Annotated in this window: 13 protein-coding genes; 9 read left to right on the forward strand and 4 right to left on the reverse strand. The window is 72.5% G+C overall.

Annotated elements, in window-relative coordinates; translation table 11 throughout:
- Positions 1-127: 127 nt before the first annotated feature.
- The gene (locus tag KYY02_RS11860) at positions 128-2,563 is read right to left on the reverse strand and encodes a SulP family inorganic anion transporter (protein WP_371237860.1); all 2,436 of its coding nucleotides are present in this window, start codon (positions 2,561-2,563) and stop codon (positions 128-130) included.
- Between the two features lie 246 nt (positions 2,564-2,809).
- On the opposite strand from KYY02_RS11860, the gene KYY02_RS11865 reads away from it, so the two are divergent.
- Positions 2,810-4,081: a polysaccharide deacetylase family protein gene (locus KYY02_RS11865; protein ID WP_371237861.1), complete on the forward strand. Its 1,272-nt coding sequence runs from the start codon at positions 2,810-2,812 to the stop codon at positions 4,079-4,081.
- Positions 4,082-4,084: 3 nt separating this feature from the next.
- On the opposite strand, the gene KYY02_RS11870 is transcribed toward KYY02_RS11865, so the two are convergent.
- The gene (locus tag KYY02_RS11870) at positions 4,085-5,065 is read right to left on the reverse strand and encodes an ATP-binding protein (RefSeq protein WP_371237862.1); all 981 of its coding nucleotides are present in this window, start codon (positions 5,063-5,065) and stop codon (positions 4,085-4,087) included.
- A 100-nt stretch (positions 5,066-5,165) separates the two neighbouring features.
- On the opposite strand from KYY02_RS11870, the gene KYY02_RS11875 reads away from it, so the two are divergent.
- Positions 5,166-5,990 carry a Fic family protein gene (locus KYY02_RS11875; RefSeq protein WP_371237863.1) on the forward strand — a complete coding sequence of 275 codons (825 nt, stop codon included), beginning with the start codon at positions 5,166-5,168 and terminating at the stop codon, positions 5,988-5,990.
- Positions 5,991-6,366: 376 nt separating this feature from the next.
- On the opposite strand, the gene KYY02_RS11880 is transcribed toward KYY02_RS11875, so the two are convergent.
- Positions 6,367-7,200 (reverse strand): HAD family hydrolase, encoded by an 834-nt coding sequence (locus KYY02_RS11880; protein ID WP_371237864.1) that lies wholly within the window; start codon positions 7,198-7,200, stop codon positions 6,367-6,369.
- A gap of 579 nt (positions 7,201-7,779) precedes the next feature.
- Between KYY02_RS11880 and ssd the strand changes: the two genes are divergently transcribed.
- From ssd to KYY02_RS11915, 7 genes are all read left to right on the forward strand, one after another.
- Positions 7,780-8,886, forward strand: coding sequence for a septum site-determining protein Ssd (gene ssd / locus KYY02_RS11885; protein ID WP_371237865.1), 1,107 nt, complete (start codon positions 7,780-7,782; stop codon positions 8,884-8,886).
- Positions 8,883-10,088, forward strand: coding sequence for a TadA family conjugal transfer-associated ATPase (locus KYY02_RS11890; RefSeq protein ID WP_371237866.1), 1,206 nt, complete (start codon positions 8,883-8,885; stop codon positions 10,086-10,088). The genes ssd and KYY02_RS11890 overlap by 4 nt, the downstream gene beginning before the upstream one ends.
- A complete protein-coding gene (locus tag KYY02_RS11895) occupies positions 10,085-10,963 on the forward strand; it encodes a type II secretion system F family protein (protein ID WP_371237867.1) in 879 nt (292 codons plus the stop codon). The genes KYY02_RS11890 and KYY02_RS11895 overlap by 4 nt, the downstream gene beginning before the upstream one ends.
- The gene (locus KYY02_RS11900) at positions 10,960-11,748 is read left to right on the forward strand and encodes a type II secretion system F family protein (RefSeq protein ID WP_371237868.1); all 789 of its coding nucleotides are present in this window, start codon (positions 10,960-10,962) and stop codon (positions 11,746-11,748) included. The genes KYY02_RS11895 and KYY02_RS11900 overlap by 4 nt, the downstream gene beginning before the upstream one ends.
- Positions 11,749-11,811: 63 nt before the next feature.
- Positions 11,812-12,021, forward strand: a complete 210-nt coding sequence (locus KYY02_RS11905; protein WP_371237869.1) for a DUF4244 domain-containing protein — start codon at positions 11,812-11,814, stop codon at positions 12,019-12,021.
- Entirely contained in the window at positions 12,008-12,373 is a 366-nt protein-coding gene (locus tag KYY02_RS11910) for a TadE family type IV pilus minor pilin (protein WP_371237870.1), read from the forward strand. Before KYY02_RS11905 ends, KYY02_RS11910 begins: the two co-directional genes overlap by 14 nt.
- Entirely contained in the window at positions 12,370-12,921 is a 552-nt protein-coding gene (locus tag KYY02_RS11915; RefSeq protein ID WP_371237871.1) for an Rv3654c family TadE-like protein, read from the forward strand. The genes KYY02_RS11910 and KYY02_RS11915 overlap by 4 nt, the downstream gene beginning before the upstream one ends.
- On the opposite strand, the gene KYY02_RS11920 is transcribed toward KYY02_RS11915, so the two are convergent.
- Positions 12,854-15,340 carry a DEAD/DEAH box helicase gene (locus KYY02_RS11920; RefSeq protein ID WP_371237872.1) on the reverse strand — a complete coding sequence of 829 codons (2,487 nt, stop codon included), beginning with the start codon at positions 15,338-15,340 and terminating at the stop codon, positions 12,854-12,856. The two genes, KYY02_RS11915 and KYY02_RS11920, sit on opposite strands and share 68 nt — an antisense overlap.
- Positions 15,341-15,344: the final 4 nt, after the last annotated feature.

Below are 15,344 nucleotides of genomic sequence, written 5' to 3' on the forward strand. Positions count from 1 at the left end.
AAGGGTCGTCGGGAAATTGGTTTAGACCTATCGGGTGGAGTAATGCGATGTGCGACACCTCTTCCCACGAGGCCCGAAGTGAGCCGGTTCAAGGCATGTAACGCCTCTCACACCCGGACGGGCCCGCTCACGTCACCAGGTCCGCGGACCGCACCCGGCCGAACACTTTCTCCTCCTTCCGCTCGCTGAGGAGGTACGCCTGGGCCTCACCCACGTGGAAGTACATGCCGTGCAGCTCCAGGGCGCCGTCCTTCAGGGCCCGGGCCACCGATTCATGCGCGCGCAGATGCTCCAGCTGCTGCACCACGTTCGCCAGGCACAGCTGCTCGACCGCGTCGGCGGGTGCCCGCCCGGCCAGCCGCAGCGGGGGCCCGCCGCCCTCACCCGTGCGCTCCAGGCTCGGCCGGCCGTGTCGCAGCCAGCGCCTCAGCGGGGTGCGTGCGCAGCCCGGCTCGGTGTCGAGCAACGCCTGCATCGCACCGCACCCCGAGTGCCCGCACACCGTGATCGACCGGACCGCCAGCACCTCCACGGCGTACTCGATCGCGGCCGCCACGGAGTCGTCGCCGCTCTCCGCGCCGGGCGGTGGCACGAGGTTGCCGACGTTGCGCACCACGAACAGGTCCCCCGGACCACTGGCCGTGATCATCGGGGTGACCACCCGGGAGTCGGCACAGGTCAGGAACAGCTGGGCGGGCCGCTGTCCCTCGCGCGCCAGCCGGGCCAGCTCACCGCGGACCAGGGGTGCGGTGTTGCGCTGGAACGCGCTGATGCCGCGCATCAGTTCGTGGCCGCCGGTGTCGGCCGACCCCGGTCCGCCTTCAGCGGCTCCGTCCGTTCCGTCCGCTCTCTTCCCTCCGTCGGTCCCGTTCGGCCGTGGGGCGTCGCCCGACAGGGGGCGTGGGCGTTCGCACTGGTGGTTGCGCCAGGCCGTCCAGGGCCGGCAGCGACAGTCGGCGCCGGACGTGTCGGTCTCCTCGCTCCCGTCGGACGGGCGCCCGGAGGCGAGGGCCGCGGGTTCGGCGATCCGGACCCCGGTGCGGCGGCCGGTGACCTCGACCGTGCCGCCCCGGGCGGTGTGCGTGCTCTGCCAGTCCTGCAGCGTCTCGTACGCCGCGTGGTCCATGAAGGAGCCGTCCAGCGTCACGACCGCGTCGGCCCCCTGGGGGATGAGGTGCAGGGCCCGGCTGAGCCGGGGCACCGCGAGGAACGTCAACTGGCCTCGTACGTCCACGTGATGGACGCCTTCCTTCTCCGCGTGCGTGATCCGGGTGTGGGCGAGCCGGTGCAGCGCCACCCCGACGGCGCCGGCGATGCCCAGCGCCACGCCCTCCAGGACGCCGAGGGACACGACGCCGAGGGTGGTCACGGCGTAGACCAGGACTTCGCGGTGGCGGGTCACCGTGCGGATGTGGTGCAGGGACACCATCTGGATGCCGACGGCCATCACCAGGGCGGCGAGCGAGGCGAGCGGGATGAGCTCCAGGAGCGGGACCATCAGCAGCGAGGCGATCACTACGAGGACGCCGTGCAGCATCGTGGAGTTCCGGCTCACGGCGCCCGCCTTGACGTTCGCGGAACTGCGGACCGCCACTCCGGCCACCGGGAGTCCGCCGAGGGAGCCGGAGACGATGTTGGCCGTGCCCTGTCCGAGCAGTTCACGGTCCAGATCGGAGCGCCCGACATGGCCGGGACCGGGGCGGCCGGACACCAGCTTGTCCACGGCCACGGCGCCGAGCAGCGATTGCACGCTGCACACCAGCGTCGTGGTGAGCACGGCGGCGGCGAGCCCGAGCACGGGCCCCTCGGGCAGCCCGGCCAGGGCGTGGTTGCGCCAGGACGGCAGATCCACCTTGGGCAGGACGAGGCCGACCGCGGCGGCGACCGCGGTGGCTCCGGCGACGGCGACGAGCGCTGCCGGAACCGCGCGGAGAACGCGTCCGGCGCGGCCCGGGAGCCGGGGCCAGAGCAGCAGCAGGGCCAGGGTCAGCAGGCTCACCGACAGGGCTTCGGGGCGCAGGTTCGCCAGCTGGGCGGGAAGGGCCAGGAGGTTGTCGGGGACGGAACTCTGCGGGGTGCCGCCGAGGACGATGTGCAGCTGGGCGACGGCGATGGTGACACCGATGCCGGCGAGCATCCCGTGCACGATCGCGGGGCTCACGGCGAGCGCGCCGCGCGCCACGCGCAGGCAGCCGAGGCCGAGCTGGGCGATTCCGGCGAGGACGGTGATGGCACAGGTCGTCCGCCAGCCGTAGTGCTGGATGAGGTCGGCGGTGACGACGGTGAGTCCGGCTGCGGGGCCGCTCACCTGGAGCGGGGAGCCGCCGATCCGCCCGACGACGATTCCGCCCACGGCGGCGGCGACCAGGCCGGCCTGGAGCGGCGCGCCGGTGGCGAGGGCGATGCCGAGGGACAGCGGAAGGGCGATGAGGAAGACCGCGATCGAGGCCGACACATCGGCTCCCGCGATACGCGGACGCGGGGGGCGCGGCGGGCTGTGGGGCGGGTGGGCCTGCTCGGTCCGATCCGAGTCGGCGGCACGGGCGGGAAGGCAGGCTGACATGGTTTCCCCTCTCTCTCATCAACAATCCGTAAAAGGATCGTAATTCAGAGTAAAGGGATGGCATAGACTTTCCGGGCAAATAGGCAAGTCGGTCACTCTCGCGAGTGATGTAGCTATTTCATCGGCTTGTCGTATTAATTCCTTCTTTGTTCCGTGCGACCTTGGCGGCGCTGTCGGCGTGGACCGGCACAGCACCAGGAAAAGCCCCCATCGAGCTCGGCCCGAGAGAAGGAAGAAGGTGGGCGGATGGCCGCCACCCACAGAATCGCCACGGGCGCCGTGATCGCCGCGGTCTGCGTCGCCCCGCTCGCCGGCTGCGGGAGCGGCGCCGACGGCGCCGGCGAGCGGGCGCGTGACCAGGAGAAGGCCAAGCCGGCCCCGGCGCCGAAGAATGTCGTCCGGCTGATCGGTGACGGTTCCACCGCGTACACCGGGGCGCAGCCGCACCTGCCCCGGCCCGAGCGGCTGAAGCGCGGTGAGAGGCCTCCGCAGTTCGTGGTCTTCTCCTGGGACGGCGCGGGTGAGGACAGCCAGAAGCTCTTCTCGCATTTCCGCAAGGTCGCCAAGGAGAACAACGCGACCATGACGTACTTCCTGAGCGGCGTGTACCTGCTGCCGGAGGAGAAACGCGATCTGTACCGCCCGCCGCGGCACTCCCCGGGGCGCTCCGACATCGGTTTCAACGACCAGGAGGGCATCGCCGAAACCGTGAAGCAGCTGCGCCTCGCCTGGCTCGAGGGCAACGAGATCGGCACCCACTTCAACGGGCACTTCTGCGGCAGCGGCGGTGGCGTCGGCGAATGGTCGGTGGCGGAATGGAAGGACGAGATCGCCCAGGCCAAGCGTTTTGTGAAGACCTGGAAGACCAACACCGGCATGAAGGACTCGGCTCCGCTGCCCTTCGACTACGACAAGGAACTGATCGGTGCCCGCACCCCCTGCCTGGAGGGGCGGAAGAACTTCATGGAGGCCGCCCGCGACCTGGGCTTCCGTTACGACACCAGCGGGGTCGACAACCAGGTGTGGCCGAGGAAGGAACAGGGCCTGTGGGACCTGTCGATGCAGCTCGTGCCCTTCCCCGGGCACTCCTTCGAACAGCTCACCATGGACTACAACTTCATGGTCAACCAGTCGGGCGCCACCACCCAGGGCGACCCTGCCAAGCACGAGATGTGGGGCGACCAGATGCGGGACGGCCTCCTCCAGGGCTTCGAGCGGGCCTATGAGGGCAACAGGGCGCCCCTGATCATCGGCAACCACTTCGAGTCCTGGAACGGCGGCACCTACATGCGGGCCGTCGAGGAGGTCATCGAGGAGGTGTGCACCAAGTCCGAGGTGCGCTGTGTCTCGTTCCGGCAGCTCGTGGACTGGCTGGACGCCCAGGACCCGGAGACCCTGGCGAAACTGCGCACGCTGGACGTCGGCGAGGCTCCGGCGAAGGGCTGGGAGTCCTTCCTGGCCGGTGGTTCCGCGCCGGCCCCCAAGGGGGTCCCCGGAGCCCCGACCGAGAAGCGGTGAGCGTCAGGCGGGTGCCGTGACGTTCTCGCCGAGCACGAAACCGGGGTCGATCTGGGCCGCCAGGTCGGTCCCGGTGCGCTCGTCGCCCCACGACCGGGCGTTCTTCAGGTGGAAGTGCGCCATCTGGCGTGTGTAGCGCTCGCGGTCGCGCGACGCGTACGTCGCGTCGGCGGCCGAGTGCAGCAGGCGCAGCGCGTACCGGTTGGGCTCCTCCAGGAGGTCGAACCGGGGCGGCCGGCCCTTCTCCATGGTGCGGACCCAGTCCGAGTGCCCCACCGCCACCAGCAGGTCCTCCCCGGTCTCCGCGTGGAGGAAGTCGAGGTCGTCCGGGCCCTGCACCTTGTTGCCGACGACCTTCAGGGTGACGCCGAAGTCGCGGGCGTACTCCTTGTACTGGCGGTAGACGGAGACCCCCTTCCGGGTCGGCTCGGCCACCAGGAACGTGATGTCGAAGCGGGTGAACATGCCGGAGGCGAAGGAGTCCGAGCCGGCCGTCATGTCGACCACTACGTATTCGCCGGGGCCGTCCACCAGGTGGTTCAGGAACAGCTCCACCGCCCCGGTCTTGGAGTGGTAGCAGGCGACCCCCAGGTCGGCGTCGGTGAAGGGGCCGGTGACCATCAAACGGACGGTCCCGCCGTCGAGTTCCACCGGCCGCGCGCAGGCCTCGTAGACCGGATTGTCCTCGCACACCCGCAGCAGCCGGGAGCCCTCGCCGGGCGGAGTGGTTTTGATCATCGTCTCGGCGGACGCGATGCGCGGATTGGTGCCGCGCAGGTAGTCCTTGATCAGCGGCAGGTGCTCGCCCATCGCGGGCAGCGCGGCGGTCTCCGCATCGCCCAGGCCCAGCGCTGCCCCGAGGTGCTGGTTGATGTCGGCGTCCACCGCGACGACCGGGACCCCGGCGGCCGCGAGATGACGGATGAACAAGGAGGACAGGGTCGTCTTTCCGCTGCCGCCCTTCCCCACGAAAGCAATTTTCATGTTCACCAAGCGTAATGGAACGGGTGCCTCGTGTGACGTCCGGGCGTGAAGAAGACCACTCCTTCGTGGGGTGGGCGCCGGGATGCGTAGTGTCGGACTCATGAGTACGACAGGCGCGACCGCCGACCCGCTCGCCGCCCTGGGCTCCCTGCCCGGAGTGGCCGATTCCGTGGAGTCCGTGCGCAAGGCCGTGGACCGGGTCTACGGGCACCGGGTCATGCGGCGGCGCAGCAACGAGATCACCTCCGAGGCGGCGCTGCGCGGCGCGCGTGGTTCGGCGGCCCTGTCGGGCGTGGACTGGGCCCTCGAGGAGGTGCGTCGCCGCAGCGACTTCAGCGGCGACGACGGCGCCCGCACGATGGGGGCGGCGCTGCGGCTGACCGCCGAGGCGGGGCAGTTGCTGTCCATCTGGCGGCAGTCGCCGCTGCGGGTCCTGGCCCGGCTGCACCTGGTCGCGGCGGCCGACAAGGCCGAGCAGGTCGGACGGCCCCGCCAGGAGGGCGAGCCGGTCGACGAGCCCTTGACCGGGCCCGATCTGCCGAGTGCGGCGGAGGTACACGGCCGGCTGGACGGGCTGTCCGCGCTGATCATCGCGGGCGGTTCCGCTCCGGCGCTGGTGACGGCCGCCGTCGTGCACGGTGAACTCCTCGCGCTGCGCCCCTTCACCTCCCACAACGGCCTGGTCGCGCGTACGGCCGAACGCATCGTCCTGGTCGGCAGCGGTCTGGACCCCAAGTCGGTCTGCCCGGCCGAGGCCGGCCACGCCGAACTGGGCCGGGAGGCCTATCTGAAGGCGCTGAAGGGCTACGCCTCCGGCACCCCGGAAGGTGTGGCGGGCTGGATCGCCCACTGCGGGCGCGCGGTCGAACTGGGTGCGCGCGAGTCGACGGCCGTGTGCGAGGCGCTCCAGCGCGGGGCCGCGTGAGGGAGGCCGGACGAGGGCCGGGCAGAAATGCGGCGGTACGAGTACTCGTACCGCCGCTGGCACGTCCACCGCGTTACCAGGCGTCCTCGATATATGCCCATCAGGTCGGGTTCCTTGCCCGTCACCTGGTGCGGCTGGCCCGTAATCGACGGGTCGACGTCGCGTGGGTTCCCGGTGTTCGTGCTCGGTCCGTGGGCCACTGATGCGTTGGTGAAGGTGATCCTCTCGGATGTCCTTGGTCTCGCGGGCCGTTAAGTCCTTTGTACTACGGGTTCGGGGCAAGTGGAAGCCCTCGCCCTGCTTCTTTGCTTTTGCCTCGAAGGCGTGTCGGAGGGGCGTCGACGGGGCGGGCGCGGGCGGCTCGTGCGGGAGGCGCTCAGGCTGCCCTCGTGCGTCGCCGGCTCGCGTACCAGACGAGGCCCGCGGTGGCAGCCGCGGCGCCTATGGCGGCCGCCGCGACCAGGGCGGGGCGCGGCGGCACGGAGAACGCGGGGAAGCGCTGCTTGAGCCGTACCGGCCGGTGGAAGTCGAGGATCGGCCACTCCCGTGCGAGGGCCTCCCGGCGCAGTGCGCGGTCCGGGTTCACGGCGTGCGGGTGGCCCACGGACTCCAGCATCGGCACATCGGTCACCGAGTCGCTGTAGGCGTAGCAACGGGTCAGGTCGTAGCCCTCCGACTCGGCCAGCTCCCTGATCGCCTCCGCCTTGGTCGGGCCGTACGCGTAGTACTCCACCTCGCCGGTGAAGCACCCGTCGTCGCCGACGACCATACGGGTGGCCACCACTCGGTCCGCGCCGAGCAGTTCACCGATCGGCTCGACCACCTCGGCGCCCGACGTGGACACGATCACGACGTCGCGTCCCGCGGTGTGATGCTGCTCGATGAGGGTGGCGGCCTCGTCGTAGATGATCGGGTCGATCAGGTCGTGCAGCGTCTCGGCGACGATCTCCCTGACCTGCTGGACGTTCCAGCCGCGGCACAGCGCGGACAGGTACTTGCGCATCCGCTCCATCTGGTCGTGATCGGCGCCGCCGGCCAGGAACACGAACTGGGAGTACGCGGTGCGCAGGACGGCCCTGCGGTTGATCAGGCCGCCTTGATAGAACGACTTGCTGAACGTGAGCGTGCTCGACTTCGCGATGACCGTCTTGTCCAGGTCAAAGAAGGCGGCTGTGCGGGGCATCGAGTGGTTTTCCACGTTCCTGAGCATAGGTGCAGCCCATTCGGCGTAAGGTGGGGCGTGCGGGTTTGCCTGAGAGGGCTCTCGGGTACACCATGGAAGTCACGGATCGTTCGCGACCGTGTCTAACCCGGTCCGACTCCTCCCCCCCCGAGTCGGCCGTGGGGACGACCCCCGCTCTCCCCCCCGGCGGGGGTCGTCGCATGTCCGGGTGGGTTTTTCCCTTTCTCCTCGTGGTGGGCGCACCTCGCCGATGTCGGGCAGGCCACTGACTGTCATGTTCATGATGGTTACTCACGGTGGTTGTCGGACTGCTCTGCGGGAGTCGCACAGAGGGTGTGCGGGAGTCACCGGTATGAGTGACCGCGATATTCACAGCCGCCGACTCGTCCACAGTTATTGACCAAGATCCACATGTTTTTCCGCATGGCCGCATCGTGATTCCAGTGCGTCCCGCTCGCCGTGAGTTCACATCCGGTTCCGTTTGTCGGGTCGCCTGCGGCCGGTTTCCGCCGGCCGTCCAAAGGGAGACCGCTTGCCGGCTCCCCACACGTCTGGGAATCGCGGAGCCGCAGGGGCTGCGCGAGAGTCGCGGCAAAGGGGACGAACATGTCCGGAACCATCACTCACGATCCGCCGCCCGCCATCGGAGGGAGCCGGCCGGGCGCACCGCTGATCGTCACCGAGGACGCCGGGCTCCTCGACGACCTGCTGCGCCTGTGCGCGGCGGCCGGCGCCACACCGGAGGTCCATCACACGGTGCCGGAACCAAGGGGCGGCTGGGAGGCCGCACCGCTCGTCCTGGTCGGGGATGACGCCGCGCGACGGGTGCGCGGGGCGGCGCGCCGGCCGGGAGTGGTGCTGGTCGGCCGTGACCAGGACGATCCCGGGGTCTGGCGACGGGCCGTCGGGATCGGCGCCGACCACGTCCTGATGCTGCCCGACGGCGAGCAGTGGCTGGTCGACCGCATCGCCGACGTGGTCGAAGGCGTCGGACGGCCCGCCCTGACGGTCGGCGTCATCGGCGGCCGGGGCGGTGCCGGAGCATCCACGCTCGCGTGCGCGCTCGCCGTCGCCTCTGCGCGTGAGGGACTGCGCACCCTCCTGGTGGACGCCGATCCGCTGGGCGGCGGACTCGACGTGGCCCTCGGGGGCGAGACGGCCAAAGGGCTGCGCTGGCCGGCGTTCGCCGCGTCACACGGCCGGGTCGGCGGCGGCGCCCTGGAGGAGGCACTGCCGGAACTGCACTCGCTACGCGTACTCAGCTGGGACCGTGGAGACTGCCTCGCCGTACCGCCCAGGGCCGTACGCGCGGTGCTCGCCGCGGCGCGGCGCGGGGGCGGCGTCGTCGTGGTCGACCTGCCGCGCCGCGTCGACGACGGGGTCGCCGAGGTACTCGCCCAGCTCGACCTCGGGCTCCTCGTGGTTCCCGCGGAGCTGCGCGCCGTCGCGGCGGCGGGCCGCGTCGCCTCCGCCGTGGGCATGGTCCTGCGCGATCTGCGGGTGGCGGTGCGCGGGCCGTACGCGCCGGGACTGGACGACCGTGAGGTGGCCCGGTTGCTCGGGCTGCCCCTCGCCGGGGACGTGCCCGGCGAACCCGCCCTGCGACGCCCGTACGAGGCGGGTCGGCCGCCCGGGGCCGCGGGCCGGGGGCCGCTGGCCCGTTTCTGCAGGGAGTTCTGGGAGCGGGCGCTGGTGGAGGCGAGGACGGCATGAGGAGGCAGGCGACGAGCGCGGCGGTCATGCCTCCCGGTCTGCTCGACGGGGTACGGCGGTGGCTGGCCGAGAGCGGGGCCGAGCCGACGCCCGCGCGGGTGGCGCAGGCGCTGCGGGACCAGGGGCGGGTGCTCGGTGACGTAGAAGTGCTCGGGGCGGCCGAACAATTGCGGTCGGAGCTGGTCGGCAGCGGGCCGCTGGAGCGGCTCCTGTCCGAACCCTCGGTGACCGACGTGCTGGTGTCGGCGCCGGACCGGGTCTGGGTGGACCGGGGCGGCGGGCTGGAACTGACCGAGGTGGCCTTCCCCGACGAGACGGCCGTCCGCCGCCTTGCCCAGCGGCTCGCCGCCGTGGCCGGCAGACGTCTGGACGACGCCCGGCCCTGGGTCGACGCGCGGCTGCCCGACGGGACCAGGCTGCACGCGGTGCTGCCCCCGGTGGCCGTCGGCTGTGCCTGCCTTTCCCTACGGGTCGTACGACCGCGCGCCTTCACCCTCGAGGAGCTCGTGGCGGCCGGCACGGTCCCGCCGGGCGGGGACCGCGTGCTGCGGGCGCTGCTAGACGCGCGGCTGTCGTTCCTTGTCAGCGGGGGGACCGGCAGCGGCAAGACGACCCTGCTGAGCGCGCTGCTGGGATTGGTCGGGCCGACCGAGCGCATCGTCCTCGCCGAGGACTCGGCGGAACTGCGGCCCGATCATCCGCACGTCGTACGTCTGGAGACCAGACCCGCCAACCAGGAGGGTGCGGGCCTCGTCACCCTTGAGGACCTGGTGCGGCAGGCGCTGCGGATGCGGCCGGACCGGCTGGTCGTCGGTGAGGTGCGCGGCCCGGAGGTGGTCCATCTGCTGGCCGCCCTCAACACGGGCCACGACGGTTCGGGAACGGTCCACGCCAATGCCGCCACCGACGTGCCGGCCCGGCTGGAGGCGCTCGGTACGGCCGCCGGACTCGACCGGTTTGCCCTGCACAGCCAGGTGGCGGCAGCTCTCTCGGTGGTGCTGCACCTCGTGCGTGACCGGAGCGGGCGGCGGCGGATCGCGGAGGTGCACGTGCTGGAACGGGACCCGTCGGGACTGGTGCGGACGGTGCCGGCGCTGCGCTGGGGCCCGCAGGCCTTCGCCCGGGAGCGGGGATGGCAGCGCCTGCGGGAACTGCTCCGGAACGCGTACGCCGGCGGACCGGGCGAGGGAGACGGGGAGTGAACGGGACGACCGAGGTGTCGACGGGTGCGGCCGTGGCGTGTCTGGGGACCGCGGCCTGGCTGCTGGGCGGAGGGCGTGCCGGGGCCGGGCGGGCGCGACTGCTGCTGGCCGGCGGGGAAGCGGTGGACGGCGGGCCGCCGGGGTGGCCCCGGATGGCCCGGGCATGGGGACGGACGCGCGGACGGCTGCGGGCCGAGTGGTGGTCGTTGGCCGCAGGCCTGGTGCTGGCGGTGCTGGGCGCGTCGCTGTTGCCGGTCGTCGCGGGGGCGGCCGGGGTGCCCTTGCTGCGACGGGTGCGGCGGGCCGCCGGGCGTCGCCACGCGCGGGAGGGACGCGGCGACGCGGTGATCGTGTTGTGCGGGGCGCTCGCCGGGGAGGTGCGTGCCGGGCGGCAGCCGGCAGAGGCGTTGCTGTCGGCCGCACGGGATTCCGGCGGGCTCGGCGACATGCAGGCGACGGTGCTGGCTGCGGCGCGCTTCGGCGGGGACGTCCCTGAGGCGCTCGCGGAGGCGGCGCGGCAGCCGGGCGCCGAAGGGCTGAGGGGACTCGCCGCGTGCTGGCGGGTGGCGGTGGACCAGGGGGCCGGGCTCGCTGCCGGGCTCGACCGGCTGGAAGCGGCGCTGCGTGCCGAACGGGACCAGCGGGCCGATCTGCGCGCCCAGTTGGCCGGCGCCCGCGCGACGGCGGTGCTGCTCGCCGGGCTGCCGGTCGTGGGTCTGGCGCTCGGTGCGGCGCTCGGCGCCGACCCGCTGCACATCCTGCTGCACACACCGTCGGGACTGGCCTGTCTGGCGGCCGGTGGAGTGCTGGAGGGGCTGGGGCTGTGGTGGGCGTTGAGGATCGTGCGGAGCGCCGAGGGGGAGGCGGCGGCATGAGCGGAGATTTCGCCCACGGGCTGGGGGCGGTGGTGGGGGCGGTGTCCGCGCTCGCCTGGCTGGCGGGGTGGTGGGGCCGTGTGCGGCAAGGGCGGAGAGTACGGCGGCGACTGGCCGAGGTGCTGGTCCGGGAACGGACGGCGGCCACCCTCCACCTCACGCTGCTGCGCAACGCGCGGAGCTGGCTGCCGTACGCGGGCGTGGCAGGGGCCGGGTGGGCGCTGGCGGGCGGCCTTTCCGGAGCGGTGACGGGGTCGGCCGTGGCGGCCGGACTGTGGTGGTGGCGACTGCGGCGGACGGCGGCCGCTCCACACGCGCGGGAGCCCGGCACCGCCGGAGCGGAGCGTCAACTGCCGCTCGCCGCTGATCTGCTGGCTGCCTGTATCGCGTCGGGCGCGGGTCCGGTACTTGCCGCGCGGGCCGTCGGAGAGGCCTTGGAGGGGCCGGTCGGGGAGGCGCTGGCGCGGGGCGCGGCGGAGGTGCGGCTCGGTGGTGAACCGGCCGCGGCGTGGCGCCGGCTGGCGTCGGTACCGGGCGCCGGGCCGCTGGCCAGGCTGCTGGAACGGGCCGATGTGTCCGGACTCCCCCTGGCCGTTCCCGCGGCCCGGCTCGCCGCCGAGGCCCGTGCGGAGTGGACCCGCGCGGCGACGGCACGGGCCCGGCGGGCGGCCGTCATGGTCAGCGCGCCGGTGGGGCTGTGCTTTCTGCCCGCGTTCATCGCGGTCGGCGTGCTGCCCGTGGTGATCGGGCTCGCGGGCGGGGTGCTGGGAGGAGGCGGCACCTGACGGGAGACGACTGAGGAAGCGACACGAAACACGAGATCAATACGAATTCTCACGGAGGTTGAGATGTATCAGGCGGTACGGGCACGGCTGCGTGCCCTGGTGTGCAAGGTGCGTGCGGCACGGAAGGACACCGGAATGGTGACTTCGGAGTACGCGATGGGCATCGTGGCGGCGGTGGCGTTCTCCGTCGTGCTCTACAAGGTGGTCACCAGCGGGCCGGTCGGCACGGCGCTGCGGAACATCGTGCAGCAGGCGCTCGATGGCCGGATGTGAGCGGCGTGCGGACCGCGGGTTCGTGACGGCGGAGTCGGCCATGGTGCTGCCCGTGCTGGCGATGTTCGCGATGGCGCTGGTCTGGGGCCTGCTGGTGGTGGCGGCGCAGATCCGGTGTGTGGACGCGGCGCGCGCGGGCGCCCGCGCGGCGGCCCGGCAGGATCCTCCTGACGCCGTCGTCGAGGTGATCCGCGAGGCGGCGCCGCCCGGCGCGAGAGTCACGGTGAGCCGGGAGGCCGCACAGGTCCGGGTGATCGTCGAGGCCAGGCCCCCGGTCCTGCGAGGACTGCCCTTCGACCTGCGGGAGGAGGCCGTCGCCGCGGTGGAGGAGACGATGGGGGCGGCAACATGAGGCCCGGGTTCCGGGTGCGGGGGCCGACGGACGGGTGGCGGCGCGCGCGGTGTTCCGACCGGGGGTCGGCGACCGTCTGGAGCGTCGGTGCGATTGCCGTGCTGTGTGTGGTGTTCGGCGTCGTCCTCGCTCTGGGGCACGCCGTCGTGGTCCGGCACCGGGCGGCCGGCGGCGCGGACCTGGCGGCGCTCGCGGCGGCGGACCACTGGACGGAGGGCGGTGCGGTGGCCTGCGCCCGGGCGGACCGGGTGGCCCGGGCGCAGGACACACGGCTCGTACGGTGCGTGATCACCGGCGAGGTGTCGGACGTGGCGGTGGTTTCGGGCCGGGGACCGTTCACGGCGGAGATCAGGGCCCGGGCGGGCCCTGCGGAAACCTCGGCCCGGGCGGGCCTGGTGGAACCTCCGGCCCGGGCGGGCCCTGTGGAACCTCGGGCCTGGGCGGGCCCTGTGGAACCCCCGCCCCGGGCGCCGGCCCCCGCTACGCCCCGGCAGCGCCCCCCGCGTCCTTTGGCCTCTCCACCGGCGCGCCCTCCAGCAGCACCGTGAGGAGTCGTACCGCGCCCCGCTTGTGCAGAGGATCGTTGCCGTTGCCGCACTTGGGGGACTGGATGCAGGAGGGACAGCCGGCGTCGCACTCGCAGGAGGCGATGGCCTGGCGGGTGGCGGTGAGCCAGGCGCGGGCGGTGTGGAAGGCGCGTTCCGCGAAGCCCGCTCCGCCTGGGTGGCCGTCGTAGACGAAGACCGTGGGCAGCAGCGTGTCGGGGTGCAGCGGGATCGAGACACCGCCGATGTCCCAGCGGTCGCAGGTCGCGAAGAGCGGCAGCATGCCGATCGAGGCGTGCTCGGCGGCGTGCAGCGCACCGCCGAGGATCTCCGGGACGATCCCGGCCCGGTCCAGTTGGTCCTCGGTGACCGTCCACCACACCGCACGGGTGCGCAGCGTACGAGGAGGCAGGTCGAGCTTCGTCTCGCCCAGCACCTCGCCGGTGACGACCCGCCGGCGCAGGAAGGAGACCACTTGGTTGGTGACCTCGACGGAGCCGTAACAGAGGCGGCCGTCCCCCCACGGGACCTCGGTGTCCGTCTCCAGCACGGAGATCGACGTGGTGTCCCGGGCCATCGTGGTGTACGTCGGGGTCGCCCGCTCGACCAGGGCGACGGAGTCCTCCAGGTCGAGCGAGCGGACGAGGTACGTCAGGCCCTGGTGCAGGTGTACCGCTCCCTCGTGGACGCTCGTGTGTGCCGCGCCCGCGTCGACCGTGCCCAGCAGCCTGCCCGTACCGGCCTCGACGACCTGGACCGGCCGGCCGCCCTGCCCCCGGATGTCGGTCAGGTCGGCGGCCCGCTCGCGGCGGGTCCAGTGCCAGGCCCTGGTCCGTCGGCGCAGCAGTTTCGCGGCCTCCAACTGCGGGAGCAGGTCCTCGGTGGCCGGGCCGAACAGGGCCAGATCCTCCTCGGTCAGTGGTAGTTCCTCGGCCGCCGCGCACAGGTGCGGGGCGAGCACGTAGGGGTTGTCGGGGTCGAGGACGGTGGACTCCACGGGCCGGTCGAAGAGGGCCTCGGGATGGTGGACGAGGAAGGTGTCCAGGGGGTCGTCGCGGGCGATCAGGACGGCGAGGGCGCCCTGCCCGGACCGCCCCGCGCGTCCGGCCTGCTGCCACAGGGAGGCCCGGGTGCCCGGATAGCCGGCGATCACCACGGCGTCCAGGCCGGAGACGTCCACGCCGAGTTCGAGGGCGTTCGTCGCGGCGAGGCCGAGCAGTTCGCCGGAGTGCAGGGCGTGTTCCAGGGCGCGGCGCTCCTCGGGGAGGTAGCCGCCCCGGTACGCCGCCACCCGTCCGGCCAGCGAGCGGTCGACCTCGGCGAGGCGTTCCTGGGCGATCAGGGAGATGAGTTCGGCGCCGCGCCGGGAGCGTACGAAGGTGACCGAGCGGACGCCTTGCACGGTGAGGTCGGCCAGCAGGTCGGCGGCCTCGGCGGTGGCCGTACGGCGGACCGGCGCCCCCCTCTCGCCGTGCAGCTCGGTCAGCGGCGGTTCCCAGAGGGCGAACACCAGTTCACCGCGCGGTGAGGCGTCGTCGGCCACCTCCACGACCGGCAGGCCGGTGAGGCGGCGGGCGGCGACCGCGGGCTCGGCGGCGGTCGCGGAGGCCAGCAGGAACACGGGCGAGGCGCCGTAGCGGGCGCACAGGCGGCGCAGCCGGCGCAGCACCTGGGCGACGTGTGAGCCGAAGACGCCCCGGTAGGTGTGGCACTCGTCGACGACGACGTACTTCAGCGCCTTCAGGAAGGAGGACCAGCGGGGGTGGGACGGCAGGATGCTCCGGTGCAGCATGTCCGGATTGGTCAGCACGTAGTTGGCGTACTGACGGATCCACTCGCGTTCCTCGAACGGCGTGTCGCCGTCGTGGACGGCCGCGCGCACCGAATGGCCCAGTGGTTGTGAAAGTTCCTTCACAGATCGGCACTGGTCCGCCGCGAGGGCTTTCGTGGGCGCGAGGTACAGGGCGGTGGCGCCGCGGCCGTTCGGCGCCTCCGCGCCGTCCAGCAGTGTGGACAGGACGGGCATGAGGTACGCCAGGGACTTGCCGGACGCGGTACCGGTGGCGACCACGACGGAATCGCCGTCCAGGGCGTGCTCGGCGGCGCGTGCCTGGTGGGCCCAGGGGTGTTCGATGCCCGCGGCCCGCACGGCGGCGAGGACCTCCGGGCGGATCCGGTCCGGCCAGACGGCATGGCGACCCCCGCGCGGGGGCAAGTGCTCCGTATGAGTGATGCGCGAAGCCCGGCTCGGTCCGGACGCGAGCCGGTCCAGGACCGCGCCCGGGGCGGGCCCGGACCGGAGGTCCGTCGGGGGTCGATCGGGTCGATGATTCTTGGCCATCGGCACCGAGTGTGTCACTGGCGTGACGGACAATGGGGCCAAGGCGTCGTGCACGCCTGCCGGTAAGTGATTGAATGCCATCGCG

It is taken from the genome of Streptomyces pimonensis (genome assembly GCF_041380215.1).
Classification (GTDB): Bacteria; Actinomycetota; Actinomycetes; order Streptomycetales; family Streptomycetaceae; genus Streptomyces; species Streptomyces pimonensis.

What these genes read in the sequence shown, in the direction of transcription:
- KYY02_RS11915 (WP_371237871.1), top strand. Translation starts at nt 12,370, where the DNA reads ATGAGGCCCGGGTTCCGGGTGCGGGGGCCGACGGACGGGTGGCGGCGC.
- KYY02_RS11870 (WP_371237862.1), bottom strand. Translation starts at nt 5,065, where the DNA reads ATGAAAATTGCTTTCGTGGGGAAGGGCGGCAGCGGAAAGACGACCCTG.
- KYY02_RS11875 (WP_371237863.1), top strand. Translation starts at nt 5,166, where the DNA reads ATGAGTACGACAGGCGCGACCGCCGACCCGCTCGCCGCCCTGGGCTCC.
- KYY02_RS11880 (WP_371237864.1), bottom strand. Translation starts at nt 7,200, where the DNA reads ATGCTCAGGAACGTGGAAAACCACTCGATGCCCCGCACAGCCGCCTTC.
- KYY02_RS11920 (WP_371237872.1), bottom strand. Translation starts at nt 15,340, where the DNA reads ATGGCATTCAATCACTTACCGGCAGGCGTGCACGACGCCTTGGCCCCA.
- KYY02_RS11910 (WP_371237870.1), top strand. Translation starts at nt 12,008, where the DNA reads ATGGCCGGATGTGAGCGGCGTGCGGACCGCGGGTTCGTGACGGCGGAG.
- ssd (WP_371237865.1), top strand. Translation starts at nt 7,780, where the DNA reads ATGTCCGGAACCATCACTCACGATCCGCCGCCCGCCATCGGAGGGAGC.
- KYY02_RS11905 (WP_371237869.1), top strand. Translation starts at nt 11,812, where the DNA reads ATGTATCAGGCGGTACGGGCACGGCTGCGTGCCCTGGTGTGCAAGGTG.
- KYY02_RS11900 (WP_371237868.1), top strand. Translation starts at nt 10,960, where the DNA reads ATGAGCGGAGATTTCGCCCACGGGCTGGGGGCGGTGGTGGGGGCGGTG.
- KYY02_RS11890 (WP_371237866.1), top strand. Translation starts at nt 8,883, where the DNA reads ATGAGGAGGCAGGCGACGAGCGCGGCGGTCATGCCTCCCGGTCTGCTC.
- KYY02_RS11860 (WP_371237860.1), bottom strand. Translation starts at nt 2,563, where the DNA reads ATGTCAGCCTGCCTTCCCGCCCGTGCCGCCGACTCGGATCGGACCGAG.
- KYY02_RS11865 (WP_371237861.1), top strand. Translation starts at nt 2,810, where the DNA reads ATGGCCGCCACCCACAGAATCGCCACGGGCGCCGTGATCGCCGCGGTC.